Origin of the sequence: Thioclava sp. GXIMD4216, from assembly GCF_037949285.1 — a bacterium.
GTDB classification, from domain to species: Bacteria; Pseudomonadota; Alphaproteobacteria; order Rhodobacterales; family Rhodobacteraceae; genus Thioclava; species Thioclava litoralis.
In genome coordinates this window covers 1,337,487-1,363,732 of sequence record NZ_CP149926.1, presented here as the reverse complement: position 1 = coordinate 1,363,732, position 26,246 = coordinate 1,337,487, and the positions used below count along the sequence as shown (strand labels likewise).

The 26,246-nt window shown below is 61.6% G+C and carries 27 protein-coding genes and 1 tRNA gene; 17 read left to right on the top strand and 11 right to left on the bottom strand.

Going from position 1 to position 26,246, the window contains the following annotated elements:
- The first annotated feature begins 118 nt into the window (after positions 1-118).
- From WDB88_RS06795 to WDB88_RS06785, 3 genes are all read left to right on the top strand, one after another.
- Complete coding sequence (locus tag WDB88_RS06795) at positions 119-1,714, top strand: peptide chain release factor 3 (protein ID WP_339109432.1); 1,596 nt, start codon at positions 119-121, stop codon at positions 1,712-1,714.
- Entirely contained in the window at positions 1,711-2,193 is a 483-nt protein-coding gene (locus tag WDB88_RS06790) for a DUF6869 domain-containing protein (protein WP_339109431.1), read from the top strand. The genes WDB88_RS06795 and WDB88_RS06790 overlap by 4 nt, the downstream gene beginning before the upstream one ends.
- A 136-nt stretch (positions 2,194-2,329) precedes the next feature.
- A complete protein-coding gene (locus tag WDB88_RS06785; RefSeq protein ID WP_339109430.1) occupies positions 2,330-2,857 on the top strand; it encodes a VPLPA-CTERM sorting domain-containing protein in 528 nt (175 codons plus the stop codon).
- Positions 2,858-2,953: 96 nt separating this feature from the next.
- Here WDB88_RS06785 and WDB88_RS06780 read toward each other — a convergent pair whose 3' ends face one another.
- The 3 genes from WDB88_RS06780 to WDB88_RS06770 all read right to left on the bottom strand — a co-directional run bounded on the left by WDB88_RS06780 (position 2,954) and on the right by WDB88_RS06770 (position 6,374).
- Positions 2,954-3,376: an OsmC family protein gene (locus WDB88_RS06780; RefSeq protein WP_339109429.1), complete on the bottom strand. Its 423-nt coding sequence runs from the start codon at positions 3,374-3,376 to the stop codon at positions 2,954-2,956.
- A 75-nt stretch (positions 3,377-3,451) separates the two neighbouring features.
- Positions 3,452-4,729 carry a glycerate kinase gene (locus WDB88_RS06775; protein ID WP_339109428.1) on the bottom strand — a complete coding sequence of 426 codons (1,278 nt, stop codon included), beginning with the start codon at positions 4,727-4,729 and terminating at the stop codon, positions 3,452-3,454.
- 52 nt (positions 4,730-4,781) lie between these two features.
- Positions 4,782-6,374 (bottom strand): bifunctional metallophosphatase/5'-nucleotidase, encoded by a 1,593-nt coding sequence (locus tag WDB88_RS06770; RefSeq protein ID WP_339109427.1) that lies wholly within the window; start codon positions 6,372-6,374, stop codon positions 4,782-4,784.
- Between the two features lie 148 nt (positions 6,375-6,522).
- On the opposite strand from WDB88_RS06770, the gene WDB88_RS06765 reads away from it, so the two are divergent.
- The 6 genes from WDB88_RS06765 to WDB88_RS06740 all read left to right on the top strand — a co-directional run bounded on the left by WDB88_RS06765 (position 6,523) and on the right by WDB88_RS06740 (position 12,049).
- Positions 6,523-6,858 (top strand): DUF952 domain-containing protein, encoded by a 336-nt coding sequence (locus tag WDB88_RS06765; RefSeq protein WP_339109426.1) that lies wholly within the window; start codon positions 6,523-6,525, stop codon positions 6,856-6,858.
- Positions 6,858-7,916: a quinone-dependent dihydroorotate dehydrogenase gene (locus tag WDB88_RS06760; protein ID WP_339109425.1), complete on the top strand. Its 1,059-nt coding sequence runs from the start codon at positions 6,858-6,860 to the stop codon at positions 7,914-7,916. Before WDB88_RS06765 ends, WDB88_RS06760 begins: the two co-directional genes overlap by 1 nt.
- The gene (gene arsC / locus WDB88_RS06755; protein WP_339109424.1) at positions 7,907-8,242 is read left to right on the top strand and encodes an arsenate reductase (glutaredoxin); all 336 of its coding nucleotides are present in this window, start codon (positions 7,907-7,909) and stop codon (positions 8,240-8,242) included. The genes WDB88_RS06760 and arsC overlap by 10 nt, the downstream gene beginning before the upstream one ends.
- A gap of 140 nt (positions 8,243-8,382) precedes the next feature.
- A complete protein-coding gene (locus WDB88_RS06750; protein ID WP_339109423.1) occupies positions 8,383-9,420 on the top strand; it encodes a YeiH family protein in 1,038 nt (345 codons plus the stop codon).
- A 21-nt stretch (positions 9,421-9,441) separates the two neighbouring features.
- Positions 9,442-10,311, top strand: a complete 870-nt coding sequence (locus tag WDB88_RS06745; protein WP_339109422.1) for a LysR substrate-binding domain-containing protein — start codon at positions 9,442-9,444, stop codon at positions 10,309-10,311.
- 127 nt (positions 10,312-10,438) lie between these two features.
- Positions 10,439-12,049: a glucan biosynthesis protein D gene (locus WDB88_RS06740; RefSeq protein WP_339109421.1), complete on the top strand. Its 1,611-nt coding sequence runs from the start codon at positions 10,439-10,441 to the stop codon at positions 12,047-12,049.
- A 111-nt stretch (positions 12,050-12,160) separates the two neighbouring features.
- Here the strand turns inward: WDB88_RS06740 and WDB88_RS06735 are convergent, their stop codons facing one another.
- The 3 genes from WDB88_RS06735 to WDB88_RS06725 all read right to left on the bottom strand — a co-directional run bounded on the left by WDB88_RS06735 (position 12,161) and on the right by WDB88_RS06725 (position 14,033).
- Entirely contained in the window at positions 12,161-12,598 is a 438-nt protein-coding gene (locus WDB88_RS06735; protein WP_339109420.1) for a GyrI-like domain-containing protein, read from the bottom strand.
- 71 nt (positions 12,599-12,669) lie between these two features.
- Positions 12,670-13,059, bottom strand: coding sequence for a VOC family protein (locus tag WDB88_RS06730; RefSeq protein ID WP_339109419.1), 390 nt, complete (start codon positions 13,057-13,059; stop codon positions 12,670-12,672).
- Positions 13,056-14,033 (bottom strand): DUF808 domain-containing protein, encoded by a 978-nt coding sequence (locus WDB88_RS06725; RefSeq protein WP_339109418.1) that lies wholly within the window; start codon positions 14,031-14,033, stop codon positions 13,056-13,058. The genes WDB88_RS06730 and WDB88_RS06725 overlap by 4 nt, the downstream gene beginning before the upstream one ends.
- A gap of 228 nt (positions 14,034-14,261) precedes the next feature.
- On the opposite strand from WDB88_RS06725, the gene cobS reads away from it, so the two are divergent.
- Together cobS and WDB88_RS06715 are read left to right on the top strand one after the other, a co-directional pair.
- Complete coding sequence (gene cobS / locus WDB88_RS06720) at positions 14,262-15,233, top strand: cobaltochelatase subunit CobS (protein WP_339109417.1); 972 nt, start codon at positions 14,262-14,264, stop codon at positions 15,231-15,233.
- Positions 15,234-15,324: 91 nt separating this feature from the next.
- A complete protein-coding gene (locus WDB88_RS06715) occupies positions 15,325-15,612 on the top strand; it encodes a hypothetical protein (RefSeq protein ID WP_339109416.1) in 288 nt (95 codons plus the stop codon).
- A gap of 129 nt (positions 15,613-15,741) precedes the next feature.
- On the opposite strand, the gene WDB88_RS06710 is transcribed toward WDB88_RS06715, so the two are convergent.
- Positions 15,742-16,320, bottom strand: coding sequence for an NAD(P)H-dependent oxidoreductase (locus tag WDB88_RS06710; RefSeq protein WP_339109415.1), 579 nt, complete (start codon positions 16,318-16,320; stop codon positions 15,742-15,744).
- A gap of 204 nt (positions 16,321-16,524) precedes the next feature.
- Here WDB88_RS06710 and cobT point away from each other — a divergent pair, with 204 nt between their 5' ends.
- Positions 16,525-18,399: a cobaltochelatase subunit CobT gene (gene cobT, locus WDB88_RS06705; RefSeq protein WP_339109414.1), complete on the top strand. Its 1,875-nt coding sequence runs from the start codon at positions 16,525-16,527 to the stop codon at positions 18,397-18,399.
- Entirely contained in the window at positions 18,399-20,198 is a 1,800-nt protein-coding gene (locus WDB88_RS06700; RefSeq protein ID WP_339109413.1) for an aminopeptidase P family protein, read from the top strand. Before cobT ends, WDB88_RS06700 begins: the two co-directional genes overlap by 1 nt.
- A 137-nt stretch (positions 20,199-20,335) precedes the next feature.
- On the opposite strand, the gene WDB88_RS06695 is transcribed toward WDB88_RS06700, so the two are convergent.
- Positions 20,336-20,422 (bottom strand) — tRNA-Leu (locus WDB88_RS06695).
- Positions 20,423-20,598: 176 nt separating this feature from the next.
- Here WDB88_RS06695 and lipB point away from each other — a divergent pair.
- From lipB to WDB88_RS06680, 3 genes are all read left to right on the top strand, one after another.
- The gene (gene lipB, locus WDB88_RS06690) at positions 20,599-21,267 is read left to right on the top strand and encodes a lipoyl(octanoyl) transferase LipB (protein ID WP_339109412.1); all 669 of its coding nucleotides are present in this window, start codon (positions 20,599-20,601) and stop codon (positions 21,265-21,267) included.
- A gap of 118 nt (positions 21,268-21,385) precedes the next feature.
- Complete coding sequence (locus WDB88_RS06685) at positions 21,386-21,796, top strand: cytochrome C (RefSeq protein WP_339109411.1); 411 nt, start codon at positions 21,386-21,388, stop codon at positions 21,794-21,796.
- Positions 21,797-21,918: 122 nt separating this feature from the next.
- A complete protein-coding gene (locus WDB88_RS06680) occupies positions 21,919-23,469 on the top strand; it encodes a cbb3-type cytochrome c oxidase subunit I (protein WP_339109410.1) in 1,551 nt (516 codons plus the stop codon).
- Here WDB88_RS06680 and WDB88_RS06675 read toward each other — a convergent pair.
- The 3 genes from WDB88_RS06675 to WDB88_RS06665 form a co-directional block, all read right to left on the bottom strand.
- Positions 23,466-23,879 carry a hypothetical protein gene (locus WDB88_RS06675; protein WP_339109409.1) on the bottom strand — a complete coding sequence of 138 codons (414 nt, stop codon included), beginning with the start codon at positions 23,877-23,879 and terminating at the stop codon, positions 23,466-23,468. The genes WDB88_RS06680 and WDB88_RS06675 overlap by 4 nt on opposite strands.
- A 117-nt stretch (positions 23,880-23,996) precedes the next feature.
- A complete protein-coding gene (locus WDB88_RS06670; RefSeq protein WP_339109408.1) occupies positions 23,997-24,176 on the bottom strand; it encodes a DUF3008 family protein in 180 nt (59 codons plus the stop codon).
- 160 nt (positions 24,177-24,336) lie between these two features.
- Positions 24,337-24,798: a GatB/YqeY domain-containing protein gene (locus WDB88_RS06665; RefSeq protein ID WP_339109407.1), complete on the bottom strand. Its 462-nt coding sequence runs from the start codon at positions 24,796-24,798 to the stop codon at positions 24,337-24,339.
- 167 nt (positions 24,799-24,965) lie between these two features.
- On the opposite strand from WDB88_RS06665, the gene carA reads away from it, so the two are divergent.
- Positions 24,966-26,117 (top strand): glutamine-hydrolyzing carbamoyl-phosphate synthase small subunit, encoded by a 1,152-nt coding sequence (gene carA / locus WDB88_RS06660; RefSeq protein WP_339109406.1) that lies wholly within the window; start codon positions 24,966-24,968, stop codon positions 26,115-26,117.
- Positions 26,118-26,246 lie beyond the last annotated feature (129 nt).

Genomic DNA, 26,246 nt, shown 5'->3' with positions numbered 1-26,246 from the left:
TTACCGAAAAGATGCAAGAGGTCAAAGACCTTTCGAACCCTGCGCTGCGAGGCGTTCCGGCAGGAAGGGACACGCTTCATAATTGCCATGTCGCACGGGCCATTGTATGAGGCGATCCATGAGCAACCGTCCCGAACTCCCGCCTGAAATCGCCCGCCGCCGGACCTTCGCGATCATTTCGCACCCCGACGCTGGCAAGACCACACTCACCGAAAAGTTCCTGCTTTTCGGCGGCGCCATCCAGATGGCCGGACAGGTCCGCGCCAAGGGCGAGGCACGCCGGACGCGCTCGGACTTCATGCAGATGGAAAAAGACCGCGGGATCTCGGTCTCGGCATCGGCAATGTCCTTCGATTACAAGACCTTCCGCTATAATCTGGTCGATACGCCCGGCCACTCGGATTTCTCGGAAGACACCTACCGGACGCTGACAGCGGTAGATGCGGCGATCATGGTGATCGACGGGGCGAAGGGTGTGGAAAGCCAGACCCAGAAGCTCTTCGAGGTCTGCCGGTTGCGCGACCTGCCCATTCTGACCTTCTGTAACAAGATGGACCGCGAATCCCGCGATGTCTTCGAGATCATCGACGAGATTCAGGAAAACCTTGCCATCGACGTCTCACCGGCTTCGTGGCCCATTGGCATCGGGCGCGATTTCCTTGGCGCCTATGACATGCTCAACGACCGGCTGGAACTGATGGACCGTGCCGACCGCAACAAGGTGGCGGAATCGATCAAGCTGGAGGGGCTTGATGACCCCAAACTTGAAGAGCATATTCCCGAAGACCTGCTGGCCAAGCTGCGCGAAGAGGTCGAGATGGCCCGCGAGCTTCTGCCCGCCTTCGACCGTCAGTCCTTCCTTGAGGGCCATATGACCCCCATCTGGTTCGGCTCGGCGATCAACAGCTTTGGGGTGAAGGAGCTGATGGACGGGATCGGCAATTACGGCCCCGAGCCGCAGCCCGCCAATGCCGCCGAACGCCAGATCGCGCCCGACGAAAAGAAAGTGCAGGGCTTTGTTTTCAAAGTGCAGGCCAATATGGACCCCAAGCACCGCGACCGCGTGGCCTTCGTGCGCCTGATTTCGGGCCATTTCGAACGCGGTATGAAGCTGATGCATGTGCGCTCGAAAAAGCCGATGGCGATCTCCAGCCCCGTGCTGTTCCTTGCCGCCGACCGGGAACTGGCGGACGAGGCATGGGGCGGCGATATCATCGGTATCCCGAACCACGGCCAGTTGCGCATTGGGGATGCGCTGACCGAGGGCGAGATGCTGCATATCACCGGCATCCCGTCCTTCGCGCCGGAACTGCTGCAGGCGGTCCGCGCGACCGACCCGATGAAGGGCAAGCACCTTGAAAAGGCGCTGATGCAATTCGCCGAGGAAGGGGCTGCGAAAGTCTTCAAGCCGATGATCGGCTCGGGCTTTATCGTGGGCGTTGTGGGCGCGCTGCAATTCGAGGTTCTGGCCAGCCGAATCGAACTGGAATACGGCATTCCGGTGCGATTCGAGCCGTCGCAATTCACTTCGGCCCGCTGGGTTCTGGGCAATGGCGACGCGAAAGAAAAGCTGATCAATGCCAACAAGCAACATATGGCGACAGATAATGACGGCGATCCCGTCTTCCTGACGCGCTTGCAATGGGACATCGACCGCGTGGTGCGCGACTATCCCGAGGTTACACTCTCGGCCACCAAGGAACTGATGCAGTGACCGGCCCGACCGTCCTGCCGCCGGACCTTCTGAGCCGGTTTCAGGACGATCCGGACTGCCCCGCAGGCCCCGTGACACTCGACGATCTGGCGGCGCACTGGCTGCGCGCGCCGCTGGATGGCCCCGTGACATGGGCGCAGGCCTGCGCCTATGTCATCACCGAAGTGCCTGATTGGGCATGGGAATTCATCACCTGCGCTTTGCCTCGCCTGTCCAGCCCGATGGAGGCGGTTCTCTTGGCCGCCGGCCCCGTGGAAGATCTCGTCAACAGCTCCGGTCTGATCATGATCGACCGGATCGAGGCCTTGGCCGAGAGCTCTGCACGGTTCCGATTCGTGCTGACCGGCATCGAATTCCCCCAGACCACCGACCCCGCATTGACCCCTGTTTACGAGCGGATCGCGCAGGCACGCGCAACGGCCATGCGGCGCGGCATTACAACCGGCGGCCCCCTTCCCCCATCAGACAACTCTGCTTAAAGTAAGCATAGTTATCAAAAAAATTTACAATTAGGGCTTGTAAAGTTAACTCTTTTCACGTCATGTTGACCAAGGGTAACCGCTCGCGGCCACTCCCTTCTGACATTTCGACTCCCCTTTTTGACGGAACCCACAAATGTTTAATATCAAAAACAAAATCGCGGCAGCGGCAGTTATGCTCACCGTCGCTGCAGGTTCGGCTTCTGCGACCACGCTCACCGTGGACGGGGGCTGGACGAGCTTCGAATTCGGCGAGACCGGCTCGAGCTTTAGTGATAGCTACGACTTCACCCTGAGCAGCTCTTCCTGGCTGCTGGTGACTGACGCTTACCAACCTGGGGATGTGTTCACGGTCACCCTGAACAATCTCTTCTCCATGATCACCAGCTCTGTCGATACCGAAGGTGCGTGGGAAGGCGATTACGACACCGCATGGCTGTCGGAAGACTTCTCCTCGCTGGGCGTCCTGCTGAACGCAGGCAGCTATTCGGTGACCGGTCTGGCATCGCTCTCGCCCTACGGGACCGGTGCGGGTGCTATCGGCCTGTTCAGCCAGCTTCCGGCAGATTTCGATGTTCCGGCAGTTCCGCTTCCGGCAACCGGCCTGCTGCTGGCCGGCGCCTTCGCGGGTGCCGCAGCCCTGCGCCGTCGCAAAAAAGCCTGATAGGCCAATCGGAAACGCCCGCCAGTATCCGGCGGGCGTTTTCATTTTCTCAAGGGCTCTCTCAAGCCCTCTTGCCCTGCGAAGAGCACGTGCAGCTTAGTTGACCGTCAGATCCAGCGAGATCTCGCAATCCAGAAGTTTCGAGATCGGACAATTCGCCTTTGCCGTTTCCGCCGCCTTGCGGATCGTCTCGGCCTCGCCGGATGCCGTCACCGTGCAACTGAGCGCGGAAGAGGTCACGCTAAAGCCGTCCCCGTCTTTCTCCATCGAGATTTTTGCCGTCGTATCAATGGCCGCATCGGTGATACCGGCCCCCGTCAACTGCCCCGACAAAGCCATCGAGAAACAGGCCGCATGGGCCGCGGCGATCAGCTCTTCGGGATTGGTGCCGGGCTTGTCTTCGAAGCGGGTATTGAAGCCATAGGGCTGGCCGTCCAGCGCCTTCGACTGGGTCGAGACGGTGCCCTTCCCCTCTTTGATGCTGCCGTCCCAATGGGCAGAGCCGCGTTTGACGATCATAGCTTTCTCCTTGCGTTATCCGGTATCGGTTTCCCGACCAACGCGGCGCTGCGCAAGCTGTTCCGAATTTTCCAACTAAAGGATCAGGATGGCGCGGAAATCATTGACATTGGTCAATGTCGGACCGGGCACCACCTGCTGCCCCAAACGCGCGAAGAAACCGTGACTGTCATGCTGCTCCAGCGCCTTGGAGGCGGACAGACCCAGACGATGCGCCAGCCCCGCAGTTTCCGGCCCGATCCATGCGCCTGCAACCTCGTCCGAGCCATCCACCCCATCCGTATCGCAAGCCAGCGCCCAGATGCGCGGTGCCCCCGCGAGGGTCTGGCAGACGGCCAGCACATATTCCGCATTCGGCCCTCCTTTGGCCTCCGCCGCCGCCCCACGCTGCGTCACGGTGCATTCGCCCCCCGATAGCAGCAACAGAGGGCGCGAGCGCGCCTCTTTGGCCGCGATCTCCAAGGCAAGGCGCGCATGCGCAGCCGCCAGCTCACGGGCCTCTCCTTCCAGCGCCTCGCCCAGAATGCGTACCTCCATCCCCTGCTGGCGTGCCAGATCGGCGGCGACCTCTAGCGATTGTGCGGGGGCGGCAATCACCTCGGTCCGCGCCCGCGACAGACGGGGATCTTGCGGCGGCACGACCCCCGTCGTCCCGTGCAGGACCGCAAGCACCGAGGCCGGAAGCTCCAGCCCGAACCGCTGCGCAATGGACAGCGCCTCTTCGGCACGGGTGGCATCGCCCACGGTCGGGCCAGAGGCGATAAAGGCCGGGTCATCGCCGGGCACATCCGAAATCAGCAAAGCCCGAAGCTGCGCCGGATAGGCCGCCGCCGCCAGTTGCCCGCCCTTGACCGCGCTCAGATGTTTGCGCAGCACATTCATCCGGTCAATGCTCGCCCCCGATGCCAGCAACATGGCATTGACCGCCTGTTTCTCGGCCAAGGTGATGTCTCCTGCAGGCGCACACAAAAGCGCCGAGCCACCACCGGAGATCAGCGCGATCACCGTGTCCTGCGCCCCCAGCCCCGCAAGCAGCTCCAGCATCCGGCGCGTGGCCGTGACCCCCGCCTGATCGGGTACGGGATGGGCGGCCTCGACGATCTCGATCCCTTTGGTCGGGCGCCCGTAGCCATAGCGGGTGATCACCAGCCCCTCACACGGCCCCCAGACCGATTCTACCGCCTCCGCCATACGGGCAGAGGCTTTTCCCGCCCCGACAACCACCACCCGTCCCTCGGGCTTCGGGCCCAAGGCGCGCGGAATACAGATCATCGGATCGGCAGCCGCCACCGCCGCTTTGAAAAGGCGGACCAGAAAGGCGGCAGGATCGGGCAGAATAGGCTCTCGGGACAAGGGGGGACCTCCGGTCTGGACTGGGGGCCTCAGACAGCCCCCAAGCAAGCACTTATTTCACAACAGTTATACGGCTATCGGTGTAAGGCGTAACAGGTGTTCGCGCGGTCATATACTCGGCCAGCACATCCGCCAGATCGGGCCCGTAATCATAGGCATTCTCGGCACCGGTCTGGAACATGGCATAGCCGTCGCCGCCCGCCCGCAGATAGTTGTTGGTGACCACACCATAGCGCGCCTGCGGATCAAGCGGGACCCATGCCCCGTTCTGCGAGACCATCACATCGGAAATCCGCGCACCAACTGCTGCGCCGGGGGTCACCCGATAGGTCAGCCCCGCAACCTGCGCAAACCGGCCCGCCCCCTCTTCCATCTGGCTGGCCCCGTTTTCCAGTGCCGCCAGAATCACCGCCCCCTGTGTCTCGAAGGTCGAGAGCGTATTCTGGAACGGCAGGACCGTCAGCACATCGCCCATCGTCACATCCCCTGCAGGCAACGAAGCCCGCAGCCCGCCCCCGTTGGTCAGGGCAATATCGACGCCCTGATCCCTGACCCGCGCCAGCATGGCATCGGCCAGCAGGTCGCCCATCGGACACTCCTCGAAACGACAGATCTCGCGCGCGCCATCGATCGCTCCGTGCGCCTGCGCCACCACCTTGTTACGGATCTCGTCAAGGGGTTTGGCAAGCTCGGCAATACGAGCTTTGGCCGCCCCGTCTTCGGGCACCGAAGCATCCAGCAAAATCGGCTGCCCCTTGGCGGACAGCACAGTGCCCGCATCGTCAAAGGTCACCTCCAGATCACCCAGATATTTGCTATAGGCGAAGGCCTGCACGATCGCGGTCTTGCCGATCATCGTGGGATACGGCCCCTTGGCCCCCGCCATATTACCCAATAGCGTATGGCTATGCCCCCCCACGATCACATCCACATCCGGCACGGCTTGCGCGATCTTCCGGTCGACCTCATAGCCCGAATGCGACAGCACGATGATCTTGTTGACGCCGCTGGCCTGCAATTTGGCCAGTTCGGCCTTCACGACCGGCACCGGATCAAGGAAGGTGATCGTCGGACCGGGGCTCGACAGTTCGGCATTGTCTTGCGGCGTCAGGCCGATAATGCCGATTTTCTCCCCTCCGACCTCCAGCACCGTCGAGCGCCTGACCACCCCCGACAGCTCCGGCGACCGCGTTAGGTCGGCATTGGCCATCAGCACCGGAAAATCGAGCCGGTCGATAAAGGCGCGCAATGTCTCGGGCCCGTCATCGAATTCGTGATTGCCCACCGTCATCGCCTGATACCCCAACACGGTCATGAACTCAGCCGCCGCCCGCCCTTTGTAATAGGTGTAAAACAGCGAGCCCTGAAACTGGTCACCGGCATCCAGCAGGATCGAATGCGCCGCCTTGGCGCGGGCCTGCCGGACCGCCGTGACCAGACGCGCCGAGCCACCAAAACACTGCCCCTCGGCATCCTCCTCGGCAGAGCAGGTCGCGTCATATTTGTTGATCGGTTCGAAGCGCGCATGGAAATCATTGGTATGCAGCACATTCAGCGTAAACTCGGCACGCGCCATATCCGCCGCAAAAAGCCCCGCCACCAGCGCAAGCCCTGCCAAGGGGGCGTTTGAAATTCGGGTTGTCATGAAATTCCTCCGCTCAGATGCGTCCCAGTGATCCAGAATTTGACCAGTCTGTCAAAACTCTGTGTGACAGCCCCTGCCCGCAAGACGGATTCTTTCGGTTTTTCCGAAAGAGATTGATTATTTCCGCGTCATTGGGCATGTGAACGCCATGCTGATTTACAAGATCTTTCGCCCCGCCGAATGGCAGGCGCTTCAGGCGCAGGGCACCACATCGGGCGCGCCGGTCGATCTGGCCGACGGGTTTATCCATTTTTCCACGGCAGAGCAGATGCGCGAAACCGCGGCAAAGCACTTCGCCGGTGCCGGTGATCTGGTGCTGGCCAGCGTCGACGCCGATGCGTTGGGTGCGGCGCTCAGATGGGAGGTCTCGCGCGGCGGGGCGCTCTTCCCGCATCTCTACCGCGCGCTGGCCCTGCACGAGGTCCACGCCACCCATCCGCTTCCCCAAGGCCCCGAGGGCCATATCTTTCCGGAGACCCTGTGATGCCCCTGATCGAGTCCCTTGGCCTGCGCGCCCTGCATTACTTCAATCCGGAACGCGCGCATGGTCTGTCGATCCGCGCTCTGGCTGCTGGTCTGGTGCCGATGAAAGGCGTCTGGACAAGCCCGCGCATCGCCACCGAAATCGCCGGTCTTGCCCTGCCCAATCCGGTCGGACTGGCGGCAGGGTTCGACAAGAATGCCGAAGCGGTCGCCCCGCTGATGCGGGCGGGGTTCGGCTTTCTGGAAGTCGGGGCCGCCACGCCGCGCGCCCAGCCCGGAAACCCCAAACCGCGCCTGTTCCGCCTGACCGAGGACCGTGCCGTCATCAACCGCTTCGGCTTCAATAACGAAGGCATGGAACCCATCGCCCACCGCCTTGCGGGACGGCCTGCCGGCATTCCGGTGGGGCTTAATCTGGGGGCCAATAAGGACAGCGTGGATCGCGCGGCGGATTTTGCCAAGGTGCTGGCCCATGCCGGACCGTGGCTTGATTTTGCCACCGTCAATGTCTCGTCGCCCAATACGGAAAAGCTGCGCGACCTACAGGGCCCCGAGGCCTTGGGCGCGCTTCTGGCGGATGTGATCCGCACCCGTAACACATTGGCCCGCCCGATCCCGATCTTCCTCAAGATCGCGCCCGATCTGACCGATGACGAAATTATCGACATCGCGCAGGTGGCCCGCCACAGCGGTATCGACGCGATCATCGCCACCAACACAACCCTGTCGCGCGACGGGCTGCACAGTGCCCATGCCGCGGAAAAAGGCGGCATGTCCGGCGCGCCGCTTTTCGAGAAATCGACACGGGTTCTGGCCAAACTCTCCCGCGCGACCGAAGGCCAGCTGCCATTGATCGGCGTGGGCGGCATTTCCTCCGGTGCGCAGGCCTATCAGAAGATTCTCGCAGGGGCCTCGGCGGTGCAGCTCTATTCGGCGCTCGTCTATCACGGGTTGTCGCTGGCCGACCGCATCGCCCATGAACTGGACGCGCTTCTTGCGGAAAACGGCTATGCCCATATTTCCGATGCCGTTGGCAAAGGGCGCGATCAATGGCTTTGATCTTGTGGCACAATCCGCGCTGCTCGAAATCACGTGAAACATTGGCCCTGTTACAGGCGCGGGGGATCACCCCCGAGCTGCGGCTCTATCTGAACGACCCGCCCAGTCGGGCGGAACTAGAGGCGCTTGTGGACAAGCTCGACCAGCCCGCCCGCGCCCTGATCCGCTGGAAAGAGGCCAAGGACAGCCTCGATGCAACAGCCAGCGCCGAGGAAATCCTCGACCATCTGGCCCGGACTCCGAAGCTGATCGAGCGACCGATCCTGATCCATGACACCGCCGCCCGTATCGGGCGCCCGCCCGAACAGGTGCTGGAGATCCTCTGACCCACCGGTTGCCCTGACAGCCCTTTCGGACCTGCGGGCACCCATTGTTCGACCCAATCGAATAAAACGTCCAATACGTTCAGTTGGACTTACAAAGGCCCTGCCGCCATCTTCGGGACACCGGATCAGAAAGGTGTCCCATGATGGCTCCCGCCCCCCGAACGCATATTCCCGCCCTTCTGCGCCGCCGCGTCTTGACCCTTCGCACGGCGTTCCCCGGCCTTGCGCTTTGTGCCGCCCTTGCGGCACTGGCCTTTGCCGCCCATCACCTTGCGGGGATTTCGGCGCTCTCGCCGCTTATTCTGGCCATCCTGCTGGGCATGGCGTTGAATACCATGCACCCTCTGCCGCCCTGTTTCGCCCCGGGGATCGCCTTCAGCCTGCGCTATGTCCTGCGGGGCGGCATCGTGCTTTTGGGGCTGCAACTGACATTCGGGCAGGTGCTCTCGGTCGGAGTGAGCGGTCTGGCCCTCATCCTCGTGACCCTGCTGGCCACCTTCGCCTTCACCCGCTGGCTGGGGCGGCGCATGGGGCTTCCGGCGGGGCTGACCGATCTGATCGCGGCAGGCAGCTCCATCTGCGGGGCCTCCGCCGTGATCGCCGCCAATACCGTGACGCGCGCCCGTGACGAGGATGTCGCCTATGCGATTGCCTGTGTGACGATCTTCGGCTCGGCCTCGATGGCGCTGATGCCGCTGGCGGCACCGCTGCTGTCGCTGGGGCCAAAAGCCTATGGCCTCTGGACGGGGGCCTCTATCCACGAAGTCGCGCAGGTGGTGGCTGCCGCGTTCCAGCAAGGAGATCAGGCGGGACATTTCGGCACCATCGCCAAACTCACCCGCGTGATGATGCTGGCCCCGATGGTGCTGCTTCTGGGCCTGTCCTCCCGCAACCGCCCGAAAAAGGGCGAAAGCCTTGGCCGTGCGCCCCTGCCGTGGTTTGTCTTCGGCTTCATCGCGATGGTCGGGCTTGCATCGACAGGGCTGGTGCCCGCCCCTATGCGCGATACCAGCACGACCCTGACCCAGATCCTGCTGACCGTGGCTCTGGCGGCTATGGGCCTGTCCACCGACCTGCGCAAGCTTGTCGCGGCGGGCCTCCGCCCCGCTATTCTGGGGGCGGCGGCTTGGGGCTTCATCTCCGGCCTCAGCCTGCTATTGGTATGTCTGACGCAGTAACTCCGCGCAAAGGCGGCCCTGATGACCCTAGACCAGCTTCGTATCTTTCTGGCGGTGGCCGAGCGCGAACATGTCACCCGTGCCGCCGAAGCCCTGCATCTGACGCCCAGTGCGACAAGCGCCGCGATCTCGGCGCTCGAACAGCGCCACGGTGTCCGGCTGTTCGACCGGATCGGACGCCGGATCGTCCTGAGCGATGCGGGGCGCAGCTTCCGCACCGAAGCGCGCAAGCTGCTGGCGCAGGCCGAGCAGGCGGAACGGATGCTGGAAGATCTCGCCGGTCTGACCCGCGGACATCTGCGCATCGCGGCCAGTCAGACTGTCGCCAATTACTGGCTACCCCCTGTTCTGGCGCGCTACCGGCAAAGCTATCCCGGCATCGAGTTGCAGCTGCGGATCGGCAATTCCGAAGAGGCCGCGCAAAAGGTGCATGAGCTGGAGGCCGATCTGGCGGTGATCGAGGACCGCTGCCATGACGACCTTCTGGAGGTCCACCCGCTGGCCAGCGACCATATGAAACTGGTGCGCGCGGCCGGACTGGCCAGCCTGCCATTCGATCCAGCGACACAAAGCTGGGTGCTGCGCGAACCGGGGTCGGGAACCCGCGCGATCTTCGACCACTGGCTTGCCGCACAGGGACTGGCCCCGGGCGACCTGCCCCCTGTGCTGGAACTGCCCTCCAACGAAGCCGTGCGCGCGGCGGTCGAGGCCGGTGCAGGGGCTAGCATCCTTTCCGAACTGGTGGTCGCCCATTCGCTTGAAAGCGGACGGCTGAGCGTGCTGGAGGCGACCCTGCCGCAGCGCCCCTTCTCGCTGCTGCGCCACCGCGAACGTCCCTTTACCCGTGCCGAAGCCGCCTTTCTGGCGCTTGCCAAAGCCGCAGGGGGCTAAAAATCCGCTTACTCGACATAAAAACTCGAGTTTTTCAGCATCTTCCTGCCCATTCACAGGATCTTCTGTTGCGCTTTGCCACAATCCCCGCACTTATCTGGAATTAGCACGATATCCGGAGCATTTGATGACAGATTCTCACCCCTCCCGCCGTCAGGTCCTTGCCTCCGCCCTCGGAACCGGCGCCTTCTTCCTGCTGCCGCAAATGGCGCGCGCCCAAGCCGACGAGATCGCGCATGGCATGCCTTTGGGCCAAGCGGAGCCGTTCTCGTTCGATATGCTGCGCGACATGGCACGCACGCTGGCCAACGGCCCCTATAATGCGATGAAAGTCGCCGATCCCGAGATCATCCAGCAGATCGATTACGACGCCCACGGTGCGATCAAATTCCGCAAGGATCACGCGCTTTGGGGCAATGGCGACGACTACCCCGTGCATTTCTTCTTTCCGGGCCGGTATTTCCCCGATCCGGTGCATATCTACGCCGTGAATGGCGGGATGGCGCGCGAGGTGCCGTTCTCGAAAAACTATTTCGATATTCCCGCCGACAGCCCCGCCCAGAACCTGCATGGGACCGAAGGCTTTGCAGGGTTTTCGGTGCAGGACCGCAAACATAATGCCGACTGGATGGCCTTTCTGGGGGCGTCTTACTGGCGGACTGCGGGCTATTCGGGCCAGTTCGGGCTGTCGGTGCGCGGGCTGGCGCTGGACACGGCTGTGGCCGAAGGGCCGGAGGAATTTCCGCGCTTCACCCGCTTCTGGCTGGAAGAACCCGAAGATGGCAGCTTTGTCACCTATGCGCTTCTGGAAAGCCCGCGCGCGACCGGTGCCTATAAGATCGTTTCGCGTCTGGGCGGCGGCGTGGTGCAGGATGTCTCGGCAGATATCTTCCTGCGCGGCGATGTGAACCGGCTTGGCATCGCGCCGCTGACCTCGATGTACTGGTTTGGCAAGCATGACCGGCAGGTATCCCCCGACTGGCGCCCCGAGGTCCATGACAGCGACGGGCTGGAGATCCATACCGGCACCGGCGAAAAGATCTGGCGTCCGCTGAACAATCCGCCACGGGTGATGGCGAACAGCTTCCACTCGCCCAATGTCAAAGGCTTCGGCCTTGCGCAGCGCGAGCGTGACTTCAAGCAATATCAAGATGATGGCGTTTTCTATGAAAAACGCGCCACCGCCTGGATCGAGCCGAAAGAGGGCTGGGGCGAAGGGGCTGTGACCCTGATCGAGATCCCCACCGATGACGAAACGATGGACAATATCGTGGCCTTCTGGACCCCCTCCGACCCGTCCGCGACAGGCTCGGAATTCAGCGTGAACTATCGGCTGAGCTGGGTGAAGGATGTGCCGGTGCCGCGCCAGAAAGCGCAGTTTACCGCGATCCGTATCGGCACGGGCGGCATTCCGGGGCAGGACCGTCCGGCCAACACCGTGAAGATCGTTTGCGATCTCGACAGCACCGGCCTTCAGGGGCTGAGCCGTGCGGACGGGCTGGAGCCGGTTGTTACCGCCTCGGTGGGCACGACCTCTCTTACAAGCGCCTTCCCCGTTGTCGGGGCCGATTACTGGCGCGCGATCTTCGATCTGGATTTTTCGGCCGTGGCCACGGACAATAACGATCCGATCGATATCCGCATGTATCTGGACCATAAAGGCGATGCGATGAGCGAAACGCTGATTTTGCAGCTTTTCCCCTCGCAGCTGCGCGAGCTACTGGCCAGCCACGGCTAAGCACCGGACACCAAGGGAGGCCATTGGCCTCCCTTTTTTCGCTTTCCCATGCGCCAAAGCTGCCCGCTGGTTCTTTCCCTTGCGGGCTTGACCCGGAGCCGAGCGCAGAGCCTAGGCGCTTAGGCCAAGATAGACGGTTATCTTCGTCGGGTCCTGCGTATCATAGAGATCGAAATCCGCCTGAAACGCGCGCGGGATGTCCTTTTGCCAGATGGATTGCCATTGCGCGATCAGGCTTTGGGGCTGCGGCCCTTGGGTGGGCAGAACCTCATATTTCTGCGCAGGCACCTGCGCGCTATGAAAGCCCTCGGGAATGGCTGTGCCCTGCGGCACGCGGTAGCCGAGGGTCACCCGATAGGGGTCGAGAAACCCTCCGCTATAGTCATGATAGACGCTGTAAAGCTCGGCAGAGGCCGCCTCTCCCAAAGCGCCCCTGACATCTTGTGACTGAAACCGCGCCCAAAGCGCGCCAATCTTCACGGGGTCTGTATTCTGGACAATCTCCGAAAGGCCGATGACCTCGAAGGCCTCTGATGTCTGGATGGTCATATATTCCTCATTGAAATTCTTGGGCGAAATACCGCAAGGAACACATGACCGGTCAGGATTGGCAAGGAGAATTACGTCTCGTAAAGCTCTAGCGGCAGGCCATCGGGGTCTTGGAAAAAGGTGAAACGGGCGTTGGTCAGCGCATCCACGCGGATCGGCTCGACCTCCACCCCATGATACGCAAGCCTTGCGCACCATGCATCGATATCGCCCACCGCAAAGGCCAGATGCCGCAGCCCCTGCGCCTCGGGACGGGTCGGGCGCTTGGGGGCATTCGGGAAGGTGAAGAGTTCGATCTGCACCCCTCCCGCCATCTCCAGATCCAGTTTCCAGCTGTCGCGCGCCGCGCGATAGGTTTCCGCGATCACCTTCAGCCCGAGCACCTCTGTGTAAAAGTGCTTGGAGCTTTGGTAATCCGAAGCGATGATCGCCACATGATGCGGGCGCAGCGCCTGTGTCATGCCGCCTCTTTCTTGGCAAACATCCCGAGGACCGGCGAGATCACGAATGTCACGACAGGAATCAGCACGAAGCCGAACAGTACCCCGAAGATTCCGTCACAGCAGGCGGTAACCGCCCAGCCAAGTGCGGGCTTCCACGCCTCGCCCACCTTCGCCGCGACCGCTTCGGACTGATGGTGGATCCAGTCATAGGGCGCCCCGAAGCCGAGTTCGGCCAGACCATGCAGGATGATATTGCCCCCCACCCAGATCATCGCAGCGGTGCCCACGATCATCAGGATCTTCATGAAAAGCGGCATGAAATGCACGATCGCGCGGCCAAAGGCGCGTGTGGCCGCAAGCCTGGCATTTTCCGCCAGCCACAGCCCCACATCATCGGCTTTCACGATAATCGCGACACCCCCATAGACCACCGCCGTGATCCCGATACCGACAATCGCCAGCGTCAGGGCCTCGATCCATAGCGCATCCCCTTCCGGCAAGGCGGAAAGCGCGATGGTCATGATCTCTGCCGAGAGGATGAAATCGGTTTTTACCGCACCTCTGACCTTTTTCTCCTCAAGCAGGGCCGCGTTCTCTTTGGCCTTGGGAGCCGCGTCTTCTGCAGGATGGGCGGCGGCGGGGTGCAGCACATGCCACACTTTCTCGGCCCCTTCGAAACACAGATAGGCCCCGCCCAGCATCAGAAGCGGCGTAATGGCCCAAGGCGCGAAGCTGGACAGCAGCAGCGCCAATGGCAGCAGGAAGACCAGCTTGTTGCGGATCGACCCCAGCGCGATCTTGCCCACAATGGGCAATTCACGGGCAGCGGCAAAACCATGCACATATTTGGGCGTGACCGCCGCATCATCAATCACCGCCCCCGCCGCTTTGGCCCCGGCCTTGGCTGCCTGCCCTGCCACATCATCGACCGAAGCCGCCGCGATCTTGGCGATTCCCGCCACATCATCCAAAAGCGCCAGAAGGCCGCTCATACCAATCTCCGTTCACAATATTCGCATGTTTGCGCACGCGCGTGCGGGATATGCGTCCTGCAGGCTACTTGCTCCGTCTTGCAGGCGCAACGCACCATCCCCCGATTGCGGTTCCCCAAATGGCCGCTTGCCCTTGCAGCGCCCCGCGATATGCTCCACAACTCGGTCAGACACGCCCTGCGTCCGATTTCGATGACGGCTGCGGCGACCAAGAGAAAGGTGCCCGAAATGCTCGATATGAATGCAAAACCCACCGAAGAGATCGATGTCCGCGAGGTCTTCGGCATTGACAGTGATATGAAGGTCAAGGGATTTGCCGAGCGCACCGAACGCGTGCCGGAAATCGACCCGACCTACAAGTTCGATCGCGACACCACGCTGGCGATTCTGGCGGGGTTTGCCTATAACCGCCGCGTGATGATCCAGGGCTATCACGGCACCGGCAAATCCACCCATATCGAACAGATCGCCGCGCGCCTGAACTGGCCCTGTGTGCGGGTGAACCTCGACAGCCATGTCAGCCGGATCGACCTGATCGGGAAGGATGCGATCAAGCTGGTGGATGGCAAGCAGGTCACCGTCTTCCATGAAGGCATCCTGCCGTGGTCGCTGCGCAACCCCACCGCGATCATCTTCGACGAATATGACGCAGGCCGCGCCGATGTGATGTTCGTGATCCAGCGTGTGCTGGAAGCCGAGGGCAAGCTGACCCTTCTGGACCAGAACGAGGTGATCACCCCGAACCCCTATTTCCGCCTGTTTGCGACCGCAAACACCGTGGGTCTGGGCGATACCACCGGCCTCTATCACGGCACCCAGCAGATCAACCAGGGCCAGATGGACCGCTGGTCGCTGGTGGCCACGCTGAACTATCTCAGCCATGATGCCGAAGCCGCCATCGTGCTGGCGAAGAACCCCAACTACAATAACGAGGCAGGTCGCAAGGTCATCAGCCAGATGGTGCATGTGGCCGATCTGACGCGCACGGCCTTCATGAACGGCGATCTGTCCACCGTCATGAGCCCGCGGACCGTCATCGCATGGGCGCAGAATGCACGCATCTTCAACGATGTGGGCTATGCCTTCCGCCTGACCTTCCTCAACAAATGTGACGAGCTTGAACGTCAGACCGTGGCCGAGTTCTACCAGCGCCTGTTTGACGAAGAACTGCCCGAAAGCGCGGCCTCCATCGCGATGTGATCACGCGATCCAGTCGAATAAAGTGAAGGCCGGGACGCGTTCCCGGCCTTTTCTTTACGATTTGGAAAGCAAAAACGGCGAGGCTGTGCCTATGATGCTAAGCCCCTATCGCCTTGCCCTTCTTTTCTGCACAACCGGCCTTCTGATGGCCTGCGAGCCAAACTATTCGGCGCGCGATGCCTTGCTGGAATGCCGCACGCTCTATGCCGAGGCAGACCGGTTGACGGATGCCAATCTGGCCTCCGAAGCCCTGATGGGCTATCGCGGGCCGCATGTACCCTCAATGACGGCCATATTGGTGCCGCAAAAGGCGCAGAAGCCACGCAAGGTCGAGGATTGCGATGACATCCTCATCCTTGACCGGCGCCTGCCGGAGTAAGGCCGCCGACCGAAGTAGGGCCGCCCCCATAAAAACGGGCCCCCGAAAAACCGGAGGCCCCTTCCGGCCTACACAATAAAAGCGACAGACCTGCCGCCGCAAATTATGGCTCTGGAAAGCGCGCGAAGCTTACGCCTTGAGCGCGGGCTTTGTCAGATTGCCCCAGAACTCCATATCGCCCAGCAGCTCGTCCAGCGTGGGATCGATATGTTCGGGGAAGGCTTTCGGGTCGCGCTCGGTCATATTGGCAAAGAAATCCGCGCCCGCGATATGCACCGCCCCGCGCACCGGCACCATGCCGAAATTGATGGCGATCACCCGCAGATGTTCGGCGGCGCGCATCGCCCCCGAGGGACCATAGCCCACAATCCCCAGCGGTTTGCGACGCCAGCCGGTATAAGCGTAATCGAACGCATTTTTCAGCACACCGGGGATCGAGTGGTTATATTCCGGCGTCACCACGATAAACCCGTCATAGCTTTTCAGCAGATCATTCCATTTGCCCTTGGCCCCTTCGGAGGGCTCGGCATAGGCGGGCGCCATCGCCTCTTCGAAATGCGGCAGGACATGATCGCGCAGATCGATCACATCGAATTTGAAAGCCGAACGGCTGGCGGTTTTGTCCATGAACCATTCCGTCACCACATCGGCAAAGCGGCCTTCGCGCGTGGTGCCGATGATAACGCCAATTTTAAGCGGTTCTGTCATGGGGGTCTCCTTCGCTTCTGCACAGGGCAACCGGTCTGCTGCCCGTTTGGCCTCAAGGTACAGTGCAGAAATGTGGCGACAACCCCCAGTTTGGTGCAAAGCTGCACGAAGCGTCTGCACAGCCCGCCTTGGCCCGTCTGGCGGGACAGCCGAACACGCGGATCCCCTCTTGCGAAGGCACGGGCGTGGTGCTTTATCTTGGGCATGAGCAAACCCATCGATAACCCCGCCGATCCGTTTAAAAAAGCCCTCGCCGAGGCGACCAAAACTATGGCCGACCGGCCGGAGTTGACGGTCAGCTATACGGTCGATCCGTCCGGCTCGACAGGCGATACGATGCGCCTGCCGCAGGTCTCGCGGCGGATGACGCGCGACGAGGTTCTGCTGGCGCGCGGCACCGCAGACCAGCTGGCGCTGCGTCTACGCCACCATGATGCGGGCACCCACGGGCGGTATCGTCCCGCAGGCGATATGGCCGCCGCGCTTTATGAAGAAATGGAATATGCCCGTTGCGAGGCTCTGGGCGCGCGCGACATGCCGGGCACGCTGTCGAATATCGATGTGAAGATCGCCCATGAGGCCGCACGCAAGGGCTATGCCCAGATCCGCAATCAGGCCGAGGCCCCCCTGCCGGTGGCGGCGGGCTATATGATCCGCGAAATGGCCACGGGCCGCAAACTGCCCGAAGGGGCAGAGCATGTGCTCGACCTGTGGCGCCCGTTCATGGAACAGCAGGGCATCAATCTCGAGCGTCTGCAGGATGTGCTCTCCGACCAGACGGCATTCGCCAAATTCTCGCGGCAGTTGATCTCCGATCTGGGCTATGGCGACCAGCTGGGCGATGATCCCGATGACGAGATGGGCGATGACGGGGAGGATGCCGAAGAGGCCGCCCCCGAGAATGATCGCGGCGAGATGGAAGAGCAGGAGCAACAGGAGCAGGAAGAGGCCGATGCCTCTCCCGAGCGCGCGCAGGAGCAGACGCAGGACCAGCAGCAGGCCGCCACCTCGACCGAGGAACTGGCTGACCCCGCCGATGGCGACGAGGTCGAGATGCCCGACCCCGAGGCCGCGATGGAGCCGCCTCCGCCGCCTGCCGCCTCGGATGCCGACCCCAATTACACCGTCTTCCGCACGGAATTCGACGAAGAGATCATGGCCGAAGAACTGGCCGAAGTGGCCGAGCTCGAACGTCTGCGCGCCTATCTTGACCAGCAGCTTGAACCGCTGAAGGGCGCCGTGTCGCGGCTGGCCAACAAGCTGCAACGCCGACTTCAGGCGCAGCAGAACCGGTCGTGGGAATTCGACCGCGAGGAAGGCATGCTGGATGCGGGCCGCTTGGCGCGGGTTGTGGCCAACCCCACCACGCCACTGTCCTTCAAGATCGAACATGACACCGAATTCCGCGATACGGTGGTGACGCTGCTTCTGGACAACTCGGGGTCGATGCGCGGGCGTCCGATCTCGATTGCGGCGATCTGTGCCGATGTTCTGGCGCGCACGCTGGAGCGCTGCAATGTGAAGGTCGAGATTCTGGGCTTTACCACCCGTGCGTGGAAGGGCGGCCAAAGCCGTGAGGAATGGCTCAATGCGGGGCGTCCGCAGCAACCGGGCCGTTTGAACGACCTGCGCCATATCATCTATAAACGCGCCGATACGCCGTGGCGTCGTGCGCGGCCCAATCTGGGTCTGATGATGAAAGAAGGCCTGCTGAAGGAAAACATCGACGGCGAGGCGCTGGAATGGGCACACCGCCGGATCACCAAACGCTCGGAAGCGCGCAAGATCCTGATGGTGATTTCCGATGGCGCGCCTGTGGATGATTCCACTTTGTCGGTGAACCCCGCGAATTTCCTCGACAAGCACCTGCATGATGTGATCGCCATGATCGAGAAACGCCGTGCGGTGGAATTGCTGGCCATCGGCATCGGCCATGATGTGACCAAATATTACAACCGCGCTGTGAAGATCTCGGATGCCGAGGAACTGGCGGGCGCCATGACCGAGCAACTGGCGGGCCTCTTTGATGCCGACCCGCGCAAACGCGCCCGTGTGCTGGGCATGCGGAGAGCCGGCTGATGTTTCAGGATTTCTCGGTCAAGACGAACCCCGAAACCGGCGCGCCCCGTCTGGCCGCCCTGCGCGAGGTTCTGGCCAAGCGCGGGCTGGCGGGGTTTATCGTGCCGCGCGCCGATATCCATCAGGGCGAATATGTGGCTGACCGCGATGCGCGGCTGGGCTGGCTGACGGGGTTTACCGGCTCGGCGGGCTTTTGCGTGGTGCTGCCGGAAGTGGCGGGGGTGTTCATCGACGGGCGCTACCGCGTGCAGGTGCGCTCCGAGGTGGATCTGGCAGCCTACACGCCGGTCAACTGGCCGCAGACGCAGGCGGGCCCCTGGATTGCCGAACATCTGCCCGATGGGCAGATCGGTTTTGACCCTTGGCTGCACACCCATAGCGAGATCGAGGCGATCCGAGCCGCGCTGGCCAAGACCGCTGTCACACTGGTGCCCTGCGACAACCCGATCGACGAAATCTGGACGGACCGCCCTGCCCCGCCGCTTGCCCCCGCCCGCCTGCATCCGCCGGAACTTGCCGGCGAGGCTTCGGCGTCGAAACGCGCCCGACTGGCGGCCGCTCTGGCCGGAGATAGCGCTGCCGTGCTGACCCAGCCGGATTCCATCTGCTGGCTTCTGAATATCCGTGGCGATGACATTGCCCGCAATCCGCTGGTGCAAAGCCTTGCCATTCTCCATGCCGATGGCTCGGTCGATCTGTTCGCCGAGGGCGCGAAGTTTTCGCCCGACCTCTTGGCGGCTTTGGGGCCGGATGTGACCCTGTGCCCGCCCGATAGTTTTGGCGCAGGGCTTTGCGCGCTTTCGGGCTCGGTTCTGGTGGATCCGGCAAGCGCACCCTATGCGGTGGGTCCGATCCTGTCGGAGGCAGGTGCCACGCCGCATTATGCGACCGACCCCTGTGTGCTGCCCAAAGCGCGCAAGAATGCCGCCGAAGTGGAGGGCATGAAAGCGGCCCATCACCGCGATGCCTGCGCCATGGCCGAGTTTCTGGCTTGGCTGGATGCCGAAGCCCCGAAGGGCGGTCTGACCGAGATTTCGGTGGTGACCGCGCTTGAGGACTTTCGCCGCGCGACCAATGCGCTGACCGAGATCAGCTTTGACACGATCTGCGGCGCGGGCCCTGACGGGGCGATTGTCCATTACCGCGTCACCGAAAAGACCGACCGTCCCGTAAATGCGGGCGAATTGCTTTTGGTGGATTCGGGCGGGCAATATGTGGATGGCACCACCGATATCACCCGCACCATCGCGATTGGCCCCGTGCCCGAAGAGGCCCGCGCGCCCTATACCCGCGTGCTAAAGGGGATGATCGCGCTGTCGATGGCGCAATGGCCGCAAGGGATCTCTGGGCGGGATCTGGACGCGCTGGCGCGGATGCCGCTATGGCGGGCCGGTCAGGATTACGACCACGGCACGGGGCATGGCGTGGGGGCGGCGCTTTGTGTCCATGAGGGGCCGGTGCGGATTTCGCGCGCCTCGACCCTGCCGATTGAAGAAGGCATGATCCTGTCGAACGAGCCGGGCTACTACCGTGACGGCGCCTTCGGTATCCGCATCGAGAATCTGGTGCTGGCGGTTGCGGCAGACAAAGGCCCCGAGGCCGATTCCCAGCGCGAGATGCTGCATTTCGAGACGCTGACATGGGTGCCCATCGACACCCGTCCGGTGCTGGTTGAACTGCTCAGCCAAGCAGAACGCGACTGGCTGAACCAATACCACGCGACCTGTCTGGCCGAGATCGGGCCGCATGTCTCTGCCCCCACGGCTGAGTGGATGGAACAGGCCTGCGCGCCAATCTAGCCTGACACAGCGCGGCCCAAGGGCCGCGTTTTTCATGCCGCATGGGGTTGGAAACTCTGGAAACTCGAAAGCCCGAAAAACTCCAAGACCCCAAAAGCAAAAAGCCCCGCTAGGGGCTTTGCTCTCCATCCGGAGAATGGTGCGGTCGAGAAGACTCGAACTTCCACGGGAGTTACCCCACAGCGACCTCAACGCTGCGCGTCTACCAATTCCGCCACGACCGCACTGTCTCTGGCTTGGTGAGGGCTATCTAGCGGCTGTCTGCGAGCTTGAAAAGAGGAAAAATGCGTTTGCCGGATTTTTTCTTTGATCCCTGCGCGATGGGCCTTTTGCGCAAGGCGTTCTGCCCTTGCATCCAAGGCCCGAAAGCGCGACATCAGGGGAAATATCGGAGGATGCCATGGTCGAATGGATTCACGCAGATCAGCCCGTTCCCTATGAAGAGGCCCTTGCCTTCATGGAAGCGCGGGTCGCCGCGATTCATGCCGGTGAGGCAGAGGAAGCGATCTGGCTTCTCGAGCACCCGCCCCTTTATACGGCAGGCACATCCGCGCAGCGGAAAGATCTGGTGGACCCCGACCGCTTTCCGGTTTTCGAGGCAGGACGTGGCGGGCAATATACCTATCACGGGCCGGGCCAACGCATCGCCTATGTCATGCTGGACCTTAACAAACGCGGGCGCGACGTGCGCGGCTTTGTCAAGAAGCTGGAAGACTGGGTGATCTCGGCGCTGGCGGATTTCAACGTCAAGGGCGAGATTCGCGAAGGCCGGGTCGGCGTCTGGGTCGAGCGCCCCGACCGCCCGCGCGGCATCGACGGCGCGCTGGCCGAGGACAAGATCGCCGCCATCGGGGTCAAGCTGCGCAAATGGGTCAGCTTTCACGGCATCTCGATCAATGTCGAACCCGATCTGGAGCATTTCACCGGAATCGTGCCCTGCGGGATCAAGGATCACGGGGTGACCAGCCTTGTCGATCTGGGGCTGCCGGTGGAAATGGGCGATCTGGACGCCGCGCTCATGGCCCATTTCAACGAGATTTTCGACGAAAGTCCTGTGGAGCAGGACTAAAATCCCGTAACAGCCTTTTTACAGGCATGATACAGTCGCCCCAAGCGCATTTGGGCCTGCGGGAGGCAGGTCCGGATCGGTTCGGGAAAGAACCACCTGTTCGAACGAGGAAATAGCGATGAAGATTAGCCTGTTTGCCACACTCACCGCAGTCACCCTTGCCGCCCCTGCTTTCGCGCAGGATGCCGCCAAAGGCGAAAAAGAGTTCCGTGCCTGCAAAGCCTGCCACGCCATCGTGGCCCCCGACGGCACAGCCATCGTCAAGGGGGGCAAGGTCGGCCCCAACCTCTATGGCGTGATCGGACGTCAGGTGGGCAGCCTTGAAGGGTTCAAATACAAGGATTCGATCAAGGCCGTCGGCGCGACCGGCGCTGTCTGGACCAAGGAAGAGCTCGAAGCCTATATCACCGACCCCAATGCCTGGCTTGAGGAGAAAACCGGCGACAAGGCCGCGCGTTCGGGCATGACCTTCAAAGCCAAGAAAGGTCAGGGCGATATTGCCGCCTATCTGGAATCCGTGGCCAAATAAGCCCGCCACAGAGATGTCAGCCGATGAACATGCCCGCCAGCCTTTGGCGGGCATTTCCTTTGGCAGGGATTGATTGTATGCGGGGCGCGATCCGGCCCCGCACGGCCCAGAGGAGAGACGCCATGCCCCGACCCGATGCCAGCAGCCTGCCCGCGACAGATGGCCAGAAGGGCACGCAGACCGGCGGATCAAGCGACCACAAGACGATCGGTCTGCTCTATCTGGTGACTGCGGCTCTTGTCGGGCTGATTTCGGTGGTGGTGACCGTTTATATGCGGCTCGAGCTAATGGAACCGGGCGTGCAATATCTGTGCGCCGAGGGCGCGCGGCTCTGGCCGACGCAGGCCCCCTGTTCCGCCAACAGTGCGCTTTGGGATGTGCTGACCGCCTCGCATGGGGTGCTGATGATGTTCTTTGTCGCCATCCCGGGCCTTTTTGCCGGTTTCGGCTCCTATCTCTTGCCGCTGCATCTGCGCGCACCCGAACTGGCGTTTCCGCGCCTGAACCGCAGCGCCTACCAGCTATATGTTCTGGCCTGCATCATGGGCATCGGCGCGCTGTTTTCGGCCCATACCGTGCCGGTGGCCATTGCGGCGCTGTTCGTGATGGGGATCTCGACGATCCTGACCGCGATCAACATGATTACCAGCTTTCTCAATATGCGCGGCCCCGGCGTGACGCTGCATGACGCATCGCCTTTTGCATGGTCGATCCTTGTGACAGCCGCCCTCGTGCTGTGCACGCTGCCCGTGCTGGCCGGAGCGATAACCATGATGCTCGACCCGAGCTACCGGCATGCGATCCACGAGGATGACCCCGAATTCTACCGGCAGATCCTGTGGTTTTTCAGCCATCCCGAGATCTACATCATCATTCTACCGGGCTTCGGGATTATCTCGCAGATCATCTCCACCTTCTCGGGGCGCCCGCTTTACGCCCAGAAAGTCACGATTTATGCGATGCTGGCTATCGGCCTGCTCGGTTTTGCCACATGGGCGCATTACATGTTCACCCGTGGGCTGATGGCAGGCAAGGATAGCGGCTTCACACTGGCCGCCACCATTGTCGGCCTGCCAACACTGGTCATCCTGTTTTCATGGATCATGACACTGGCGCAGGCGCGCCCGCATTGGCGGACCCCGCTTCTCTGGGCGCTTGGCTTCATCTTCCTCTTTGTCATGGGCGGACTGAGCGGGCTGCTGATCAGCGGCGCTCCGGTCGATATCAACCATGCGGGCACCTATTTCGTGGTCGCGCATTCGCATTATGTCATGAGCCTCGGGGCGATTTTCGCCCTTTTCGGCGGCCTCTATTTCTGGATCGGAAAAATGTCGGGCCGCAACTATCCGGAATGGGCCGGACAACTGCATTTCTGGCTGATGTTTCTGGGAACGAACCTGACATTCTTCCCGCAGCAAATCCTGGGCCAAGAGGGTATGCCCCGCCGCATTCTGGATTATCCGGACCAGTTCGCCCTGCTCAACCAGCTCTCGTCGATCGGAGCGTTCCTGTCGTTCTTTTCCTTCTTGCTGTTCCTGGGCATCATCCTGTGGACGGTTCTGGCAGGGCGGCGCGTCCCTGCTGCCATGCAGGAGGGCGTGCAGGAGGGCATGACCGCCGAATGGACGCTCCCCTCTCCGCCGCCGCCGCATAACTTCGAACGGCCGGTTTAAGAGCTGCTCCGGTTCGGCCCGACCGGCAGACATCTATATTGGCGTTCCACTTCCAATGCCGCCGAACGTGCCCAGCGGTCTGATGTGCCGTTCACGGTTGCCTCCAATGTCGCCGCATCCGATACGCCAGAATCCAGAACCGAAACCAGTGTTTTGGCGAATGTCGGCCCGTAAGAAGCCATCTTGTGCTCATAGGCCAGATGCGCCTTCTGCCCGCGCGATCTTGTATCGGCCTCGGTTGCGCCGCGCGCACAGGCATAGGTGAACGCACCGCCCGACTGGCTGGCAAAAGACAGGAACTCGCGCTCCGGCATTGCCTGTTTGACCTGCCCGAGCGACGTGTTACAGCCCGAAACGATCAGCCCTGCCAGACAGAAAATTCCGGTTTTCAGATGTCCAAAGCCGGTCATAGCACCCCATATCTCGTAATGAACAAAGACATGGATGTGGGCAGCGCGCGCGCCGAAGGCAAATTACGGCTTCGAAAGTCACCTTTCGCTTTGTGGATTTCCGCCCATTACGACGCTCTAGATATCGGACATCCCCCGCACCGAGACGGATTGTGCCATCTCTTCCAGCTCGCCCAATGTCAGTTGGTCATACATATCGCGTGAAATACCGCGCAGGTCATGAACCTGACGCTGACCACGCCGTGCCGCCAAAGCAGCCGATGCCGCGCGCGCATGCGAAACAGAGAGCTTTTCCATTCTTCACCCCTTTCGGATTCCGATTAAAGAATGCCAATGAAAGGATTAAAGATGCGTTCCCGCTCAACCGCAAGGATAGGCCATTTCTTGCCGGACACAGGTCGCCAGCGCATAAAAAATGGCGGCCAGGCCGCCATCTTTCGCTATGCCCTGTCACGTCTCAGATCGAAAGGCGATCTTTGACACGCGGACCGACAGAGGCGAAATCCATCTGGCCGGTATATTTTTCTTTCAGAACCGCCATCACACGGCCCATGTCGCGGATCGACTGCGCATCAATCGCGGCAATCGCGGCATCGATCGCCGCCTTGACCTCGTCATCGGTCAACTGGCGCGGCAGGAACGTTTCCAATATCTTGATCTCGGACAGTTCCTGCTCGGCCAGTTCCAGCCGCCCGCCCTCTTCATAGGCCCGCGCGCTTTCATGGCGTTGCTTCACCATCTTGCCGAGAATCTGCATGACATCGCTGTCGTTGATCTCATGTTCTTCATTGCTGCCCCGCATCGCAATTTCACGATCCTTGATGGCCGCATTCACCAGACGGAGCGTCGAAAGCCGCCCCTGATCCTTCTCGCGCATGGCCTCTTTCAAGGCTGCGTTGATTTTTGCGCGCATATCCACGGTGAAACCCCTCGTTAATGGAAGAGCATAGGATACTCCGTCTCCGGCCAAGGCACAACATCACTAAACCTCTGTATTTGTTGGAAATAATGTTTTCAATATCGGGCCTTGACCATTGCCGCCTACCCTCGTAGGTTCCGGCAGATTTTGCCCCGGGGAGTCGCGCCATGCCTGCAAGCCACCAGTCATCCGAAAAACCCACCGCGCTGATCGCGCTGGCGGACGGACAATTGTTCTACGGGAAAGGCTTCGGTGCCACCGGCGAGACCGTCGCGGAACTGGTGTTCAACACCGCCATGACCGGTTATCAAGAAATCATGACCGACCCTTCTTACGCCGGTCAGGTCGTTACCTTTACTTTCCCGCATGTCGGCAATGTGGGGGTGAACCCCGAAGATGACGAAACCCAAGATCCGGTTGCTGCCGGTATGGTCGTCAAATGGGACCCCACCGAGCCGTCAAGCTGGCGCGCCACCTCGAACCTTGTCGAATGGCTCGAAAAGCGCAACCGCATTGGCGTGGGCGGCATCGATACCCGCCGCCTGACCCGTGCGATTCGCCAGCTGGGCGCCCCGAATGTGGCGATTGCCCATAACCCGAACGGTGAATTCGACATTGAAGCGCTGATCAAAAAGGCCCGCGAGTGGTCCGGTCTGGTCGGTCTGGATCTGGCCAAGGATGTGACTTGTGCACAATCCTATCGCTGGAACGAAATGCGTTGGGCATGGCCCGACGGCTACAAGCCGCGCAGCGAAGAAGGCAAGAAAGTGGTTGCCATCGATTTCGGCGCCAAGCGCAATATCCTGCGCTGCCTCGCCTCGGCCGGGGCCGATGTAACGGTGCTTCCGGCGACGGCGACGGCGGAAGACGTTCTGGCGCTCAACCCCGATGGTGTCTTCCTGTCGAACGGACCGGGCGACCCTGCGGCGACCGGCAAATATGCCGTGCCGATGATTCAGGAAATCCTGAAAAAGGATCTGCCGGTATTCGGAATTTGCCTTGGTCACCAGATGCTTGCACTTGCTTTGGGTGCCAAAACCATCAAGATGAACCACGGCCATCACGGCGCGAACCACCCCGTGAAAGACCTGACCACCAACAAGGTCGAGATTACCTCGATGAACCACGGTTTCGCTGTGGACAGCCAGACGCTGCCTGCCGGCGTGAAGGAAACCCATGTGTCGCTGTTCGACGGGTCGAATTGCGGGATTGCAATGGAAGATCGTCCGGTCTTCTCCGTGCAATACCACCCCGAAGCCAGCCCGGGTCCGATGGACAGCTACTATCTGTTCGACCGCTTCATCGCCGCGATGAAATAATTCCCACAGAGTTATCCACAGCTTCTGGGGCGCCTTCTGGAAACAGAAAGCGCCCTTTTTATTTGTAGTTAACGATTGATTCAACTTTTGGGCGAAATCTTGTCACCAGTTTTAGCCTGGGGGCGAAAT